Source organism: Salinivibrio sp. SS2, assembly GCF_001722075.1.
In the GTDB taxonomy this organism is placed as follows: Bacteria; Pseudomonadota; Gammaproteobacteria; order Enterobacterales; family Vibrionaceae; genus Salinivibrio; species Salinivibrio proteolyticus.
Genome location: NZ_MEBP01000019.1, coordinates 13,519 through 29,327, shown reverse-complemented (window position 1 = coordinate 29,327; position 15,809 = coordinate 13,519). Strand labels below are relative to the sequence as shown.

General features: G+C 51.0%; 13 protein-coding genes. 6 read left to right on the top strand and 7 right to left on the bottom strand.

Annotated elements, in window-relative coordinates; genetic code table 11:
- Nucleotides 1-51: 51 nt before the first annotated feature.
- Entirely contained in the window at nt 52-948 is an 897-nt protein-coding gene (locus BGK46_RS01340; protein WP_069586671.1) for a putative bifunctional diguanylate cyclase/phosphodiesterase, read from the top strand.
- A gap of 58 nt (nt 949-1,006) precedes the next feature.
- Here BGK46_RS01340 and BGK46_RS01335 read toward each other — a convergent pair whose 3' ends face one another.
- From BGK46_RS01335 to cysP, 4 genes are read right to left on the bottom strand one after another with little or no spacing between them, the layout of a single operon-like run.
- Nucleotides 1,007-2,134, bottom strand: a complete 1,128-nt coding sequence (locus BGK46_RS01335; protein WP_069586670.1) for a sulfate/molybdate ABC transporter ATP-binding protein — start codon at nt 2,132-2,134, stop codon at nt 1,007-1,009.
- 32 nt (nt 2,135-2,166) lie between these two features.
- Nucleotides 2,167-2,997 carry a sulfate ABC transporter permease subunit CysW gene (gene cysW, locus BGK46_RS01330; protein WP_069586669.1) on the bottom strand — a complete coding sequence of 277 codons (831 nt, stop codon included), beginning with the start codon at nt 2,995-2,997 and terminating at the stop codon, nt 2,167-2,169.
- A 9-nt stretch (nt 2,998-3,006) separates the two neighbouring features.
- Nucleotides 3,007-3,843 (bottom strand): sulfate ABC transporter permease subunit CysT, encoded by an 837-nt coding sequence (gene cysT, locus BGK46_RS01325; RefSeq protein WP_371440437.1) that lies wholly within the window; start codon nt 3,841-3,843, stop codon nt 3,007-3,009.
- 53 nt (nt 3,844-3,896) lie between these two features.
- Nucleotides 3,897-4,901: a thiosulfate ABC transporter substrate-binding protein CysP gene (cysP, locus tag BGK46_RS01320; protein ID WP_069586667.1), complete on the bottom strand. Its 1,005-nt coding sequence runs from the start codon at nt 4,899-4,901 to the stop codon at nt 3,897-3,899.
- 245 nt (nt 4,902-5,146) lie between these two features.
- Between cysP and cysM the strand changes: the two genes are divergently transcribed.
- Nucleotides 5,147-6,037: a cysteine synthase CysM gene (cysM, locus tag BGK46_RS01315; RefSeq protein WP_069586675.1), complete on the top strand. Its 891-nt coding sequence runs from the start codon at nt 5,147-5,149 to the stop codon at nt 6,035-6,037.
- Between the two features lie 87 nt (nt 6,038-6,124).
- Here cysM and BGK46_RS01310 read toward each other — a convergent pair whose 3' ends face one another.
- Nucleotides 6,125-7,681, bottom strand: a complete 1,557-nt coding sequence (locus tag BGK46_RS01310; RefSeq protein ID WP_217492713.1) for an MFS transporter — start codon at nt 7,679-7,681, stop codon at nt 6,125-6,127.
- 347 nt (nt 7,682-8,028) lie between these two features.
- Between BGK46_RS01310 and BGK46_RS01305 the strand changes: the two genes are divergently transcribed.
- The gene (locus BGK46_RS01305) at nt 8,029-8,577 is read left to right on the top strand and encodes a TetR/AcrR family transcriptional regulator (protein WP_208759400.1); all 549 of its coding nucleotides are present in this window, start codon (nt 8,029-8,031) and stop codon (nt 8,575-8,577) included.
- A 300-nt stretch (nt 8,578-8,877) separates the two neighbouring features.
- Here the strand turns inward: BGK46_RS01305 and BGK46_RS01300 are convergent, their stop codons facing one another.
- Entirely contained in the window at nt 8,878-10,578 is a 1,701-nt protein-coding gene (locus BGK46_RS01300) for an FAD-dependent oxidoreductase (protein ID WP_069586664.1), read from the bottom strand.
- Nucleotides 10,579-10,588: 10 nt separating this feature from the next.
- The gene (locus BGK46_RS01295; protein WP_069586663.1) at nt 10,589-10,780 is read right to left on the bottom strand and encodes a YgaP family membrane protein; all 192 of its coding nucleotides are present in this window, start codon (nt 10,778-10,780) and stop codon (nt 10,589-10,591) included.
- 243 nt (nt 10,781-11,023) lie between these two features.
- Here BGK46_RS01295 and BGK46_RS01290 point away from each other — a divergent pair, with 243 nt between their 5' ends.
- The 3 genes from BGK46_RS01290 (at nt 11,024) to BGK46_RS01280 (ending at nt 15,787) form a co-directional block, all read left to right on the top strand.
- On the top strand, nt 11,024-11,317 hold the full coding sequence (locus BGK46_RS01290; RefSeq protein WP_069586674.1) for an ArsR/SmtB family transcription factor: 294 nt from the start codon (nt 11,024-11,026) through the stop codon (nt 11,315-11,317).
- Between the two features lie 121 nt (nt 11,318-11,438).
- Nucleotides 11,439-14,747 (top strand): efflux RND transporter permease subunit, encoded by a 3,309-nt coding sequence (locus tag BGK46_RS01285; protein ID WP_069586662.1) that lies wholly within the window; start codon nt 11,439-11,441, stop codon nt 14,745-14,747.
- Nucleotides 14,744-15,787, top strand: coding sequence for an efflux RND transporter periplasmic adaptor subunit (locus BGK46_RS01280; RefSeq protein ID WP_069586661.1), 1,044 nt, complete (start codon nt 14,744-14,746; stop codon nt 15,785-15,787). Before BGK46_RS01285 ends, BGK46_RS01280 begins: the two co-directional genes overlap by 4 nt.
- The last annotated feature ends 22 nt before the right edge of the window (nt 15,788-15,809 follow it).

Below are 15,809 nucleotides of genomic sequence, written 5' to 3'. Positions count from 1 at the left end.
ATTTGATCAACAACGCCACGATACGATCAAAAAGCTACTTGCTCGATAGGGGTGGCGTTATTCGGGCCAGATGGTGACGATGCCGCCACCTTGATGACGGCGGCTACGCGCGCCTTGAATGATGCCAAAAAGCGCAAAGGGGCGATAACGTATCATGATATTCATTTAACCGAGCAAGCTCAAAAGCGTAGGCAGCTCGTTTCCGCACTCAGAGTTGCAATCAATAACAAAGAGATTGAGGTTGTCTTTCAGCCGCAATATCGCTTGGCATCAGGGGAGCTAACCGGTTTAGAAGTATTGGCGAGATGGACCCATGAAACCTTTGGTGTGGTGCCACCGAGTACCTTTATCACGCTCGCCGAAGAACAGGGCTTTTGCGAAGACCTAACGGCGCTCGTACTCGAAAAAGCCGCGAAGCAGTTACACGATAGTGATCTGTTGGGAAATATCATTCAGCGTGTGTCGGTCAATATTTCTGCGGTTGAGTTTAATAGTGAGAGTGCGATTCGGCGTATTGACGATTACTTGCAATTGAACCCAGAATTCGCGCGTTACCTGTGCCTAGAAATAACTGAAACCGCAGCACTTGATGATATTCTTGAGTGCGCGCGAGTGGTTGATACCCTCAAACGCCATGGCGTGATGTTTTCCATTGATGATTTTGGGGTGGGTTATACCTCTTTAGGGATGTTTAATCGAATTAATGTCGATGAAATCAAGATTGACCGCAGTTTCATCCAATCGATGGAAAACGATAGCCGTGCTAAAGCGATCACGGCCGGCATTATTGATATTGCCAAACGCCTAGAAATCAACGTGGTCGCTGAAGGCGTGGAAACCGCCACACAACTTGCATTGTTGAAAGGCTTTGATTGCGAATATGTGCAAGGGTATTACCTAGGCTACCCTTCTTCACTCTCTGAGTTGAAAGTGGCGATGTCTGTATGAAGATAAATGCTTACTAGATAACTGATAGAGCACCGCCAACATCCACTCGCTATATCATCTAAATATCATACACCAAGCTATCGGCCGCTAAGAATGGCCAACTGAGTCGGTGCGGCTCGGTGTCTGTGTCGTTGAAAAAGTATCCACGGTGCGGCATCGCATACACGGTATCGCCCTTTTGATAAGCTGTGGCTTGCCACGCATGATGGGTTAGGGTGGCTTCCCATAGTTGTTCACTTTCCCAACCTTGTGGGGCGAGTGATACCCGCACCTCGGCACCAACCGGGTTGATAGAGACCACACGCATGGGCAGCGAGAGTTGGCTATTGGGTTTATCAGCAAGGGTTAACTCATGGCTGCGTACATACAAACTGCCTGACTGTTGGGTGTGCGTGTTTAGTGTGGGTTGAATAAAGGCATTGCCATTTTGCCACGTGCCTTGCTGATAGTGGCCGGAAAAAACATTCACGTTCCCTAAAAAATCAAACACAAAGCGGCTTTTCGGCGCAGCATAAAGATCGACCGGACTGTCGACTTGTTCAATTTGCCCATTACTCATCACCACCACGCGATCCGATAGCTCGAGTGCTTCGTCTTGGTCGTGAGTGACAAACACACTGGTAAAAGCCATTTCATCGTGTAGTCGGCGTAACCATTGGCGCAGCTCTTTGCGTACTTGTGCATCTAACGCACCGAACGGTTCGTCGAGTAATAAGATCTCCGGCTGGGTCGCCAATGCTCGCGCCAGTGCGATACGTTGCTTTTGTCCGCCCGATAATTGCTCGGGATACCGTTGGCCCAGATGGCCTAACTGCACGACCTCAAGCAGTTGGTTCACCCGTTGCGTAATCGTGGCTGGGGAGGGGCGCTCGCGACGTGGCATCACTTGCAAGCCAAAGGCGATGTTCTCTGCCACCGTCATATGTTTGAACAAGGCGTAGTTTTGAAAAACAAACCCGACACGGCGATCCCGCACATGGACGCGGGTGACATCGCGCTCTCCAAACAGGATCTGGCCGCTGTCACTGCTTTCTAATCCGGCAATAATGCGCAATAACGTGGTTTTCCCGGATCCTGAGGGGCCAAGCAGCCCCATCATTTCACCTTGCTCAATGGTGAGTGATAACGGCGATAACGCTTGGAATTGGCCAAAGTGTTTGGTGATATCTTTCAGTTGAATGCGCATGGCTTACGGCTCACTCTGGTTCGTTTGTAAGGTTAAGCGGGCAGGCGTTGACGCCATTCCACCAAGGCTTTCAATGCCAAGGTAGCGAGTGCCATAAAGGCAAGTAATGACGCACAGGCGAAGGCTGCTTGAGTTTGGTAATCTTCGTAAAGAAGCTGTACCTGCAAAGGCAGGGTATTGGTTTGACCGCGAATGCTGCCAGACACCACAGCGACCGCTCCAAACTCGCCGATGGCACGGGCATTAGTCAAAATGACCCCGTAGATGAGAGCCCACTTAATATTGGGCAAGGTGACACGGCGAAAAAGCTGCCACCATGATGCGCCTAACACCACGGCTGCTTCTTCTTCCGCTTGCCCTTGCAGCTGCATGAGCGGGATCAGCTCGCGGGCGACGAAAGGGCAGGTAACAAAAATAGTGACTAGCACAATGCCGGGTAGGGCAAACATCACTTGAAGGTCATGCTCAAACAGCCACGCGCCTAGCCAGCCGTTACTGCCATACAGCAGCAAATAGAGTAAGCCTGCGACCACGGGCGACACGGCAAATGGGATATCAATCAAGGTGGTGACCAGTTTTCGTCCCGGAAATTGGAAACGGGTGACCGCCCATGCCAACATCACGCCAAATACTAGGTTAATGGGTACCGTGAGAACGGCCACTAATACAGTGAGGCCAATCGCGTGGCGGGTATCCGGCGCGAGCAAGTGTTGGAAGTAACTGGCGATACCATCCGCGAAGGCGATGGAAAAAATACTCACCAGCGGCACAACCAAAACCAGCGCCACAAGCAGCAGCATAAGCGCGATTAAACTGCGCCTGATCCATGGGGTGTCACCAATTCTCACCGAGTTTGTGCTCATAAAGTGTCCTTACCGCCCGTGAATACGTTTTAGATAACGGCCTTGCCAAAGGTTGATGGCAAACAATAACGACAGCGATGCCATCAAGATCACCGAGGCAATGGCACTCGCCGCTGGGAAATCAAACTCTTGCAAGCGAACAAAGATCATCAGCGATGTGATCTCGCTGACGTAGGGCATATTGCCAGCAATAAAAATCACCGCACCGAATTCACCCAGACTGCGGGTAAATGATAAGGCCACACCCACTAATAACGCCGGTTTGATGGTCGGCAGAATAATTCGCCAAAACACCGCACCGTCACTTGCCCCGAGCACAGTGCCCGCTTCTTCTTCCTCTTGGGAGATCTCTTCCAACACGGGTTGGACGGTACGTACCACAAACGGCAAGCTGGTAAACATCATGGCAATCACGATCCCAAGCGGCGTGTAGGCAACTTGGATACCGACGTTGGCAAGCACACTGCCTATCCAGCCGTTATCGGTGTACAGGGTGGCGAGCGTGACGCCGGCAACGGCGGTGGGCAGAGCAAACGGCAAATCAACCAGCGCATCGACGAAGCGTTTGCCTGCAAAGTCGTATCGCACCAGCACCCACGCAAAGAGTAGGCCAATCACACCGTTTAATAATGAGGCAATCAGCGCCGCACCGGCCGTGACTTTATAACTGGCGACAATCCGTGGGTCAGTGATGGCAAACCAGTATTCTTGCCATGTCATTTGGCTGGTCTGCATGATAAGGCCGCTGGCCGGTAACAGCAGAATCAAGCTGATGAACAGCAAAGACACGCCTAAACTGATGCCAAATCCGGGCAGCACGCGCTGCTGACGTGCTGCCCAAGGCATCGATTGGCGTTGATACAATAGCGATGGCATAGCGTCTCAATACCTAGAAAGAATTAACGGCGTTGCAGTTGGTCGAGTTTTCCGCCACTGGCAAAGTGCGTTTTCATGGCCTGGTCCCAACTCCCTGCGATAGCTTCCACGGTCAGCAATTCGACTTCAGGGAAACGATCGGCATTGTCTTTGACCACGTCAGGGTGATGGACACGGTAGTTAAAATCGGCCAATAAGCGCTGTGCTTTTTCACTGTATAGGTAAGACAGATACTCGGTTGCCAATTCAGTGGTGCCGTTGCGTTTGGCGTTACGCTCAACCACGGCGACGGGGAACTCAGCTAAAATCGAGGTTTTAGGCACCACAATATCGTACTTGTCGCTACCATATTGCTGGCGGATATTGTTGACTTCTGATTCAAAGGTGACCAGCACATCGCCAATGCCACGTTCAACAAATGAGGTGGTTGCGCCTCGGCCACCGGTATCAAACACCGCCACATTGGCGAGAAGCTGTTTCAAAAATTGGTCTTGTTGCTCGGTGTTGTCTTTTCCGAACGCCTTTTGCGCATAACCGAGTGCGGCAAGATAGGTATAACGCGCATTACCGGAGGTTTTTGGATTCGGGAAAACAGAGGCAACGTCGTCCTTGGCCAAATCATCCCAATTTTCAATATTCTTTGGGTTGCCCTTGCGCACCAAAAACGCGGTGGTGGAGTAGTACGGCGAGCTACTGTTGGGGAAATTCTCTTTCCAGTTTTTGTCGATCAACTTGCCGCGATCGTACAGCACCTGCACATCCGTGACTTGGTTGAAGGTGACAACATCCGCTTGCAGCCCTTGCATGATGGCGCGCGCCTGCGCCGAGGATCCACCATGCGACTGCTTGATGGTCACCGACTCTCCGGTTTTTTCTTGCCAGTGCGCCGCAAACAGTGGATTGTAATCAGCAAAAAGCTCCCGTGCGATGTCGTAAGATGAATTCAAGAGGGTTTGCTCGGCGGCAGATACCGGCGCCGCGCTGGTGGCAAGCAAAGCCGAAAGAGCCAGAGTTTTGAATACCTTCATTGTAAAAATCCTTGATGGCCGTTTGTTGCTGTTATCAGCAAAGAAAGTTGGGATAGGTCACAGAATAAAAGCAATCGAAGGGAATAAAAAACAGTTTAACTATAACCATTTTGTATATGTTAGTGAAAAAATGTCTGCGTGTCGCACATAGCCTCCTTGTAGGATATGGCGATAGACAGTGCCTTACGCGGTGTTGAAAGCACCCATCAGGCAGGCAATTCATGAAACATGCAGAGGTAAGCAACGTGGCTGATTTCCCCACGCTTGAAGATTATGTGGGTCAGACCCCTTTGGTGCGCTTGCAGCGCCTAGCCGCAGCGACAGGTAGCACTGTTTTGGTCAAACTCGAGGGCAATAACCCAGCCGGTTCGGTGAAAGACAGACCCGCACTTAATATGATCGTGCAAGCAGAAGCACGGGGAGATATTCAACCGGGCGATACCTTGATTGAAGCGACCAGTGGCAACACTGGGATCGCGCTGGCGATGGCAGCGGCGATTAAAGGCTATCGACTGATTTTAATCATGCCTGAAAATGCCACACAGGAGCGCAAAGATTCCATGCGAGCCTATGGCAGTGAGCTTATCCTCGTCTCTCAAGCGGCGGGGATGGAAGGCGCACGCGATTTAGCTTTATCCATGCAGGCACAGGGTAAGGGCAAAGTGTTGGATCAGTTTAATAACCCGGATAACTGGCAGGCGCACTTAACGGGTACGGGCCCAGAAATTTGGCAACAAAGCCAGCAACAAATCACCCACTTTATCGCCAGCATGGGCACCACAGGCACCATTGTGGGAACGTCAAAGTACCTAAAAACGCAAAACCCCACGATTAAAACCATTGGCTTACAGCCTACCGAAGGGAGTGCGATCCCTGGTATTCGGCGCTGGCCGGCTGAGTATTTACCTGGCATTTATACCGACGAGCATATCGACGAGGTGATGGACATTTCTGAGCAAGATGCGAAAGAGACTGCGCGCGCCCTCGCCAGAGAAGAGGGTATATGTGCAGGTGTTAGCTCGGGTGGCGCGGTGTTTGCGGCCCTGCAAGTCGCGAAAGCCGAACCCGGCTCTGTGGTGGTAGCCATTGTTTGCGATCGCGGCGACCGTTATTTGTCGTCGGGACTGTTTTCGTAAACGCTGATCAGCAGGTATAAAAAAGGTGACCCAAGTCGGGTCATCTAGCTGTTCTTCGTTTGAATGTAAACCGTAACACTCTAACTGCTAACACCTCATTTTTCGAGGGAGGCTCACATACGAGATATTCCTTTCATCCGTGAAAACGACTAGCAGCACAGCAGTTAGTACACAGAGCAAACCAGCACAGAACATCACGATTCCAAATCCACCTGCGATCGAGGCCCGGTAAGCTAGAAACCACCCTTCTTGACCAGAAGGAAGTTCATTTCTGACTATTGCACGTAGGGCAATCTCAACAGTATTTGGCATATTGTTGGAACTGACCATCTCCGCCATCTGCTGGATTGCATAGATGCTCATGATACTGCCTAATATCGCAATACCCAGTGTCATACCTATCTGACGCAAAGCGTTCATGGTTGCCGATGCAATCCCGGCACGTTCTGCGGGAGCGTACTCCATGACCATCATACCTGTCGCAGGAACAGAAAGTCCCATCCCAAGACCAAGAATAGCTAAGATACTACCGACAATAAGGTAAGGCGTACTGGTCGTGAACAGTGACATAGAGCATAGAGAAATACCAATTAACGTGTATCCACCGACCATTAGTTTTTTTAGCGAAAGATTTTGTGCCATGTGGCCGAATATCAAGGAAGTCCCCCCCATTACCACAAATTGAGGCATCAGATGCCACCCAGCCTCCAGTGGTGTATCGCCTCGCGCTTGTTGCAGATATAGCGATAGAAAGAAAAGACTTGCATAGGCCGAAAACCCCAATGTAAAAGAAGCCAAGTTTGCTACGGCTAGAGATATATTGCGAAAAAGAAGAATAGGAAACAGTGGCTTTTTAACTGTCAATTCAATCCAGGCAAAGGCCATAAAAGCCACTGTGGCACAAGACAGAGGAAGCAGGACTCTCTGCATAGAAGCTCCATGTTCGCCAATTTCAATCAGCGCATAGCTGAGCATTCCAAGCCAAATCATACTCAATATTTGGCCAATCGGATCAAACGCTGCATGTTCAGGGTGTTTGCGTTCGACGATTCCCCAAGCCCCAAGTAAAACTGCAATGATACCTATTGGGACGTTAACTAGGAATATACTTGACCAACCAGTATGTTCAATGAGAAAGCCTCCGATCAAAGGGCCCGAAACCAGTGACAAGGCACTACAAGCCGACCACCCACCGATTACACGAGCTCGCTGGCGGGAGTCGGGAAATGCGTGGGTTAGAATAGGCATAGCGCCTGGGATCAATAGTGCGCCTGCAACTCCTTGTACTCCACGCCCCCATAGCAAAATGTTCAGATTCGTGGCCAACGCACACATCACCGAGCCGATAATAAAAAGGGTAACGCTACCTAACCACACCCGCTTATGACCATATTTGTCGCCCAGTGGTCCCGCGGACAACATCACTGCAGAAAGTGCGATAGCGTAAATGTTAATAATCCACTGAAGTCCAGCCATGTCTGCATGGAGAGCCTCCTGAAGTGTTGGCAACGCGACATTGACAATGCTGATATCTAGCGTTGCTAAGAAGGTGCCGAGATAAGCCGCGATGACTAGAGCAAAAGTACGGTATCTTTGCATGAGTATCCCTTTACTATAATGATAATTATTTGCAATAATATACACTGACCGTCGGTCGGTCAATTTGTGGGTTAAATTTTCTACTTACGTGAGAGGGAGGGATATTTGCAGGATTTGGCTTTTATTTTTTGATACAAACAATAAAATCTAAGATATGTGAATCAAAGGTGACTTTGTCCGCATCAGCATGAATCCGTTACTTGGTATTCTCAGTTACTTCAAGTCACTTATTACCAATGTACTAGCGAGTTGTTCCCATTCGCCACGGGAACAATTAGCACAGTTTGAGAAGGAAAACACTGATTGCGATGAGATATAAAACAAACCGTACGGAGTCTTCTCCGCCGAGAGTTAGGTGTGTCAAACCCGCTGAAGTTCGCCTGAGCGAGTTGATGTCTGCTGCCGAGCAACTCTTCCTTGCCAAAGGAGTTGACTCGACGACCATCAACGAAATTGTCGAGCAGGCACAGGTCGCCAAAGGGACTTTTTACCATTATTTCGCGTCTAAGAATGAGTTGCTCTCGGCCATGAGGGAGCGATATACCGACCAGTTTTTAAAGCGGCTTGAAGAAAAAACAGGCACCTGCAAAGCTGACGACTATCTGGGGCAGCTTTGCGCTTGGGTTCGGGAAAGTATCGAAGCTTACGTAGACACATACCGCCTGCATGATATTGTCTACACCAATCATCACCACCATAACCGTACAAACTGGGAAAAAAATGCGATTCTCGAACAATTGCAAGTCATTCTTGAAAACGGTACACGAGTCGGTGTGTGGCAGGTTTCAGAAGCGCGCATTACCTCTCTCATTATCTATAGCGGTGTATACGGTGCAACCGACGATATTATTGCTTCTTCAGAGATAGATCGCGACCATTTCATCAGTGCGGTCTTGGTGAACTGTCTGCAGATGGTCGGAGTCTTGGAGTATCAAAAGTAATAATTCGTTCGGAGACGTTGTCTCTCAACCTGTGTTTCTTGCGAAAATACGGATTCCACGAAGGGCGCTCATGCCTGCATTACTAGACGCTAGCCTCAATGCATAAACTATGTTTATGATATGGCTGTAAATTTCTGCTTTTTCGCTCAAGTCCAGTCAGACTCTAAAGTGGTGGCCATTGTTTGCGATCGCGGCGACCGTTATTTGTCGTCGGGGTTGTTTTCGTAACCGTTTACTGGCCAGCATAAAAAAGGTGACCCATGTGGGGTCACCCAGTTGAATTTGAATACAGTGTTCGCACTACGCTGTGGCGAATTTGTAAGTGCGATAGCCACCAATCAAGTTACGTGCTTTAAAGCCATTGTTGACTAGCTGGCGGTAGGCGACGTTGCCGCGCAGACCGACTTGGCAGTACACCACAATTTCTTTGTCTTTTGGCAGCTCATTAATGCGTCCGCGCAGCTCGTCGACCGGAATATGCACATCGCCTTCAATGTACTGGCCGTTTTCTCGCTCGGGCGCATTGCGCACATCGAGTAGCACTTGATCGTCGGTAAGTTTTTCTAACTCATCAAAGTGAATAGGGTTCGCGTCACCTTTAAGAATATTGGTGGCCACAAACGCCGCTTGGTTAATCACATCTTTGGCACTGCCATACGGCGGCGCGTAGGTGAGTTCTAGATGTTGTAACTGCTCAACGGTCATGCCAGCACGTTGTGCCACGGCCATGACATCAATGCGCTTATCAATGCCATCTTTACCCACCGCTTGTGCGCCTAAAATCGCGTCGGTATCAGGGGCAAACAGCAGCTTAAATGAGACGATTTCCGCACCGGGATAATAACCGGCATGACTGGCGGCGTGAACATAGACCTTTTGATAGTTGATGTCAGCGTGCTTAAGTTGTTTCTCGTTTTGGCCCACCGAGGCGACGGCGAGATCGAACACTTTACAGATAGCGGTGCCTTGGGTGCCAAGATAATGCTCAGTACTTCCTAGCATATTGTCAGCGGCCATGCGTCCTTGACGGTTCGCCGGACCCGCTAGTGGCACTAACGTTGGCTTATGGGTCACAAAGTCGATTTCTTCGACTGCATCGCCGACCGCGTAAATATCGGGATCTTGGGTCTGCAGAGTACTGTTGACCACAATGCCGCCTTTTTCACCAATGGCAAGGCCCGCTTGTTGCGCCAGCGTGACTTCAGGCTTAACGCCAACCGCCATGATCAACAATTCAGTATGCAGCGTGTCACCATTATTTAGCGTGAGGTTCAGTGAACCTTCTAAGTGTTGCGGCTCACTGGGCTCGCCGGCATCATCACTGGCGACATGCGTGGTGGGAATAAACTCGGCGGACTCCAGCGCTGTGCCTAGGCGTAAATCCACTCCTTGATCGCGAATGGTTTGATGAACAAATCCCGCCATTTCTCGGTCAACCGGCGTCATTACCTGATCGGCCATCTCCAATAGGGTGGTTTTAATCCCGCGTTGATGCAGCGCTTCCATCATCTCAAGGCCAATAAAGCCCCCGCCAACGACAGTCGCATGGCTGGGGTTATTCATATCAATGGTACGCAAAATCGCATCCATATCTGGAATATTGCGGAGCGAGTGGGTCAGCGGATTATCTAGGCCAGGGATGGGCGGCATGATGGGGGCCGCACCTGGGCTTAACAGTAATTTGTCGTAACTTTCTTGATAATCGCTGCCATCGGCACGAGTGACGGTAACGGTTTTGTCCTCGCGATTAATCGCAGTGACCGTACTGTTGATGCGCACATCCACATTAAAACGGGCGCGAAAACTGTCTGGGGTTTGCAGCAAGAGTTTACTGCGATCGGTAATGTCACCGCCGATATGATAAGGCAAACCACAGTTCGCGAACGAGACGTACGGGCCACGTTCGAACATAATGATGTCGGCTTCTTCACTTAAACGACGGGCGCGAGCGGCGGCAGAGGCGCCACCAGCGACGCCGCCAATAATTACGATTTTGGTCATTATGACTCCATCAAGCGTTGCTGAGTCCAAGTTTTTTCAGGAAAAAGGCAGCCGGACAAATCCCTGTAAACGCACTTTGGATCAGGTTTACGCCAATGAAGACGGTTAGCCAAATAAATTGGCTGTGAACTGTGAGGGTAAGCACGACAGAAAGTAGCACCATCATGCCAGCGATTACGCGTACGCCATTATCAATTGTCATAGCAAGACTCCTTTGCATCCTCTATACGATTACCCGACAGACCGAACCGCTTTGGCTCGAACGCCTTCAGTGTTTGTCGGCACTGGGATCACTCTAGAAGTTATATTTAGAAAAGTCTAATTATATTTAATCTAAATTAGAATTGACTAAATAAAATGGCGCGCTAAGCTATGAGTATTGGCGAGAGAGGAGTAGGCGATGGCAGAGTCAAGCGTGCCGTTTGAGGCAGAAAGCATACCCGACATGGACATTGTTGCCATGCGTGAGCAAGCGTCTTTGGTGGCGACCATGTTGAAAGTGATGGCCCATCCTGAGCGCTTAATTGTGCTGTGCCAGCTCTTGGCCGGAGAGCGCTCCGTGGGGCAATTGCTGCAAGGGTCGTCGCTCAGTCAGTCGGCGTTTTCCCAGCACCTTAGCGTGTTAAAGCGGCATCAGCTTGTTAAGGTGCGCAAGTCATCCCAGCAGGTGTTTTATCAGCTCAATGACCCCCACGTCGCGGCGATTATCGCCACCTTGCAGCGGCTCTATTGTGCCTGATGTGCCTGAATCTGAGCGAGCAGCACACATTCATTGCCCGTCGATGCGCTAAGTTAATTAACATTCAGCCATTTTACCTATCGTTTTCTTGTCGATACTGTCATCAGCCAAAGGATCGAATATGCGAGATGCCCAGCCACAAGGTCAGCTGATCACCCGAGTAATGAATAGCTTCTTCCCGCCCATCCTCATCGTGCTTGCACTGCTGGTCGGGGCGGCGGCGCTGTGGCTCACACCCAAAGAAGAAGATCCGCAAATCGTGGTACCAATGGCAGATGTGGTGGTACAAGCGCCTGGTTTGAGTGCGCCACAAGTGGCAAAGCAGGTGACGCAGCCGCTCGAGAAAAAAGTCAGTCAAATTGATGGGGTGGAGTATGTGTATTCCACCACCCAAGCAGGCTCCGCGTTGGTCACGGTGCGCTTTTACGTGGGTGAAGATCGCGAGTCTGCCTTGGTGAAACTTTATAACAAGCTGTACGCCAACCAAGATGCGATCCCAGCTGCTGTGAGCGAATGGGCGATTAAGCCGGTAGAAATTGATGATGTACCGATTGTGATTGCGGCACTGCGTAGCGACAACCCTGACCAGCTCGACCATTATGCGCTGCGACGCATTGCCGAGCAGGCCACCTTGGATCTCAAAGCCCTTCCCGAAACCAATGCGGTAAAGGTAGTGGGCGGGGTGCCGCGGCAGGTATTGGTCACGCTCGATCCTGCGGCTATGGCAAGCTATCAGATCAGCGTGTCTGATCTGACTAATGCCTTTTCGCTAAGCCATCAAAAGCGTGATGTCGGGGATATTCAGCATCAAGGTGAGCGCTATGTATTAAAAACCGGCCAGTGGTATCAAAGCCTTGAGGAGATACGCCATTTAGTGGTGGTGGTGGTCAATGGCAAACCTGTGTACCTGCAGGATGTGGCCGAATTATCTGACGGTGCGCAAGAGCCCACCACAGATACCTGGATCCAATCGACGGATGATAGCCAGCCGCATCCAGCGGTGTTTCTCTCGGTGGCGAAGCAAAAAGGCTCGAACGCGGTGAGTGTGGCCGAGGATGTCACCGCTACCCTCAATCATCTGGTCGCCACGCAATTTCCTGAGGGCGTGAGCGTTGAGGTTATTCGCAATTACGGTCAAACCGCCGATGCCAAAGTGAAAAACTTGGTGTCTAGCCTCGGTATTGCAGTGCTCACCGTGGTGGTCTTTGTTGGCTTGTTCTTAAACTGGCGCAGTGCCTTAGTGGTGGCAATTGCCATTCCCATTAGTTATGGCGCGGCATTAGGGCTGGATTTAGCCTTTGGCTATTCGATTAACCGCGTCACCCTGTTTGCGTTAATTTTGGCGCTGGGACTGATTGTTGATGATCCGATTGCCAGTATCGACAACATTGAACGGCACCTAACTCATGATAATAAGCCCCGTGGACGCACGATTGTGCTGGCGATGTTGGAAATCAAACGCGCATTGATCATGTCGACGGTGGCGATTGTGATTGTATTTACCCCGATGTTTTTTATCACCGGCATGATGGGGCCGTATATGGCGCCCCTTGCATTCAATGTGCCGGTCAGTGTGGTGATCAGTACCTTGGTAGCGTTTTTAGTCACCCCTTGGCTTGCCAAAAAAATTGTCCGCGCTTCCAATAAAGGCGATGACTATCGCATTGAGACAACGCCGCTGTACCGTGGCTACCGACGCGTGTTGCTGCCATTGCTCGAGAGTAATCGTCGCGCCAAAGCGTTTTTATGGCTAGTGGGCGTGTTGTTTGTCATCGCCGCTCTGCTGCCTGCTTTGCGCCTCGTACCGCTTAAGCTGTTGCCGTATGACAATAAAAACGAGTTTCAGGTGGTATTAGATTTGCCGGAAACCGCTAATCATGTCGATACCTCCAATGCGCTGCGAGAGATGAATCGTTACCTACAAACGCAAGCCGAGGTGGTGTCGGTATCCGGCTTTGCCGGGCTCGCTTCACCGATGGATTTTAATGGCATGGTGCGACATTACTTTACTCGCCAAGCGCCTTACCAGGGTGAACTGCGTGTGGTGCTGGTGGATAAGCACCGGCGCACGTTGCAATCACATGGCTTGGTCACCCGCATGCGTGATGAATTAGAAGCCATCGCAGCAAAATATGATGCCGAGGTGCAATTAGTGGAAATGCCGCCGGGGCCGCCGGTGCTGGCAACCATTGTCGCGGAACTGTATGGCTCACCAAGCACGCCGTATTCAACCCTGCAAGCGCAAGCGACTCAGGTGGCCGAGCGATTAAAGCGTGAAGCCTTGGTGTCAGAAGTGAGCACCAGTATTCAAGGGCCTCTATCGAGCTGGCAGTTTGTGGTGGACCAAGAAAAAGCCGCCTTGTCTGGCATTGCGGTAGCCGATATTAACCAAGCGCTCAGGGCCGCGAACCAAGGGGTCACGCTGGCCTATTTAGCGGATGCCGATGAAATGGATCCTTTGCCCGTGAGGCTGCAACTTGCGCCAGATGCCCGTGATCAACTTGATGCGCTGCTCGCACTGCACGTACGCGGTCGGGCAGGGGTGGCTAAACAATCGGTTCAAGGTGCCTTGCTTGATGCGCCGCAGCCGCTGGTCGCCTTGAGTGAGATCGGTCATTTTGAGCGGCAACCGGTTGATCAGCCTATCTATCATAAAAATTTGCGCCCCGTAGTGTATGTGTACGCCGAACCCACTGGACGGGTGCCGGGCGAGGTGGTCGCCGATGTGATGGCCGACTTTAATCAACCTGAATCGGATAGTGCTCGCCCGCTATCAGCGCGTACTTATCTGGATAATGGCGCGGATGATGGCTGGCAAGTTGATGAGGGTATCGAGGTGGTATGGAGTGGTGAAGGAGAGTGGAAAATCACCATTGATGTCTTTCGCGATCTGGGGATTGCCTATGGTGCGGCACTACTGGGCGTTTTTATAGTGATGCTGATACAAACTGGGCTACCGGCGGTATCGGGCATTATTATGCTCGCGATTCCGCTGACCGTGATTGGCATCATGCCGGGTTTTTGGTTGCTCAATGGCTTAAGCGGTGAGATCAACGGCTACCCAAATCCGGCGCTATTCACCGCCACCGCGATGATTGGCATGATTGCATTGGCAGGGATTGTGGTGCGTAACTCACTGGTGTTGATTGAATTTATTCAACAGTCACTTGCACAAGGCATGGCGCTGAGTGAAGCCCTAGTACAAGCGGGCGCGGTGCGAATGCGGCCTATTTTGCTCACCGCCGGCACCACCTTATTGGGGAATGTGATTATCACCCTCGACCCTATTTTCAATGGCTTAGCGTGGGCAATTATTTTCGGCATTGCCGCGTCTACCGTGTTTACCTTGCTGGTTGTGCCTGTGGTGTACAACCTCGCGTATCAACATCACCCGACCCATGGCTTATCAGTAGAAGGAGAGGATGCATGAAGGCAAAAAAAGGCTTACTCGCACTGGTGCTAGGCACTGGGTTATTGGTGTTATTTTTGGCGATGGCTGGCGCCTTTACCGAGAAAGTAGCGTCAGAATCGCCCCCCAACCGTGTCGCAAGCGATGTGACGACACTCACACTGGAAGCGGTCGAGCAGCCGCAAACGCGTACCTTCTCGGGTAAGCTAGTGGCACGACAAAACGCCACGCTGGCAGCGCGGATGACGGCCACCGTCGCGGAAGTGTTGGTTGATGTCGGTGACCGCGTTGAGCAAGGCGATGTATTACTGCGTTTAGATAATGCCGACCTCAGTGCCAAAGTTCGCCAAGTGCAACAAGCCTTGGCCTCGGCGCAATCACAACTGAATACCGCGCGCAGTGATTACCGCCGAATGGAGACCTTGTTGGCGAAAAAACTGGTGCCTCAATCTCAGTTTGATGAAGCGGAAAATCGCTTAAAAACGGCGCAGTCTGATTATCGCCGCGCCCTTGCTGCGGTGGACGAGGCAGAAACCCAATTTGGTTTTAGTCTGGTGCGAGCGCCTTTCTCAGGCGTGATCACGGAAAAGATCATCAACCAAGGTGATACGGCAACACCGGGCGCGGCGATGTTATCCCTGTATAACCCTGCCAGTATTGAAGCGATGGTGAATATGGCTGAGTCTGTTTTGCCTTTTGTGGCGATTGGCCAATCGTTAACGGTTGAATTGCCCACCTATAATAAAACGCTGACAGGTATGGTGCGCACGATGACGCCCGCCGCCGATACGAGCTCACGCAGTTATCGTGTCGTGGTGACACTGCCGTATTCGGATCCTAACGATAGCTCGCTGCCAGGCATGTTTGCAAAAGTGACCGTGTCACAAAAGTCCGAACCTGTGCTTTACTTACCGAGCAATGCGTATTATCAAATTGGACAACTTAACTATGTGAAGGTGCTCGATGCGGGTGAGGTGAGAACACGGCTTGTATCGCTCACACAGCTAGGGCGAGTGCGTAAGGGGTTAAAGCCTGGCGAGGTGGTTATATTGAATCCGTAAAAAATGCAGTGATTCAGGTCGC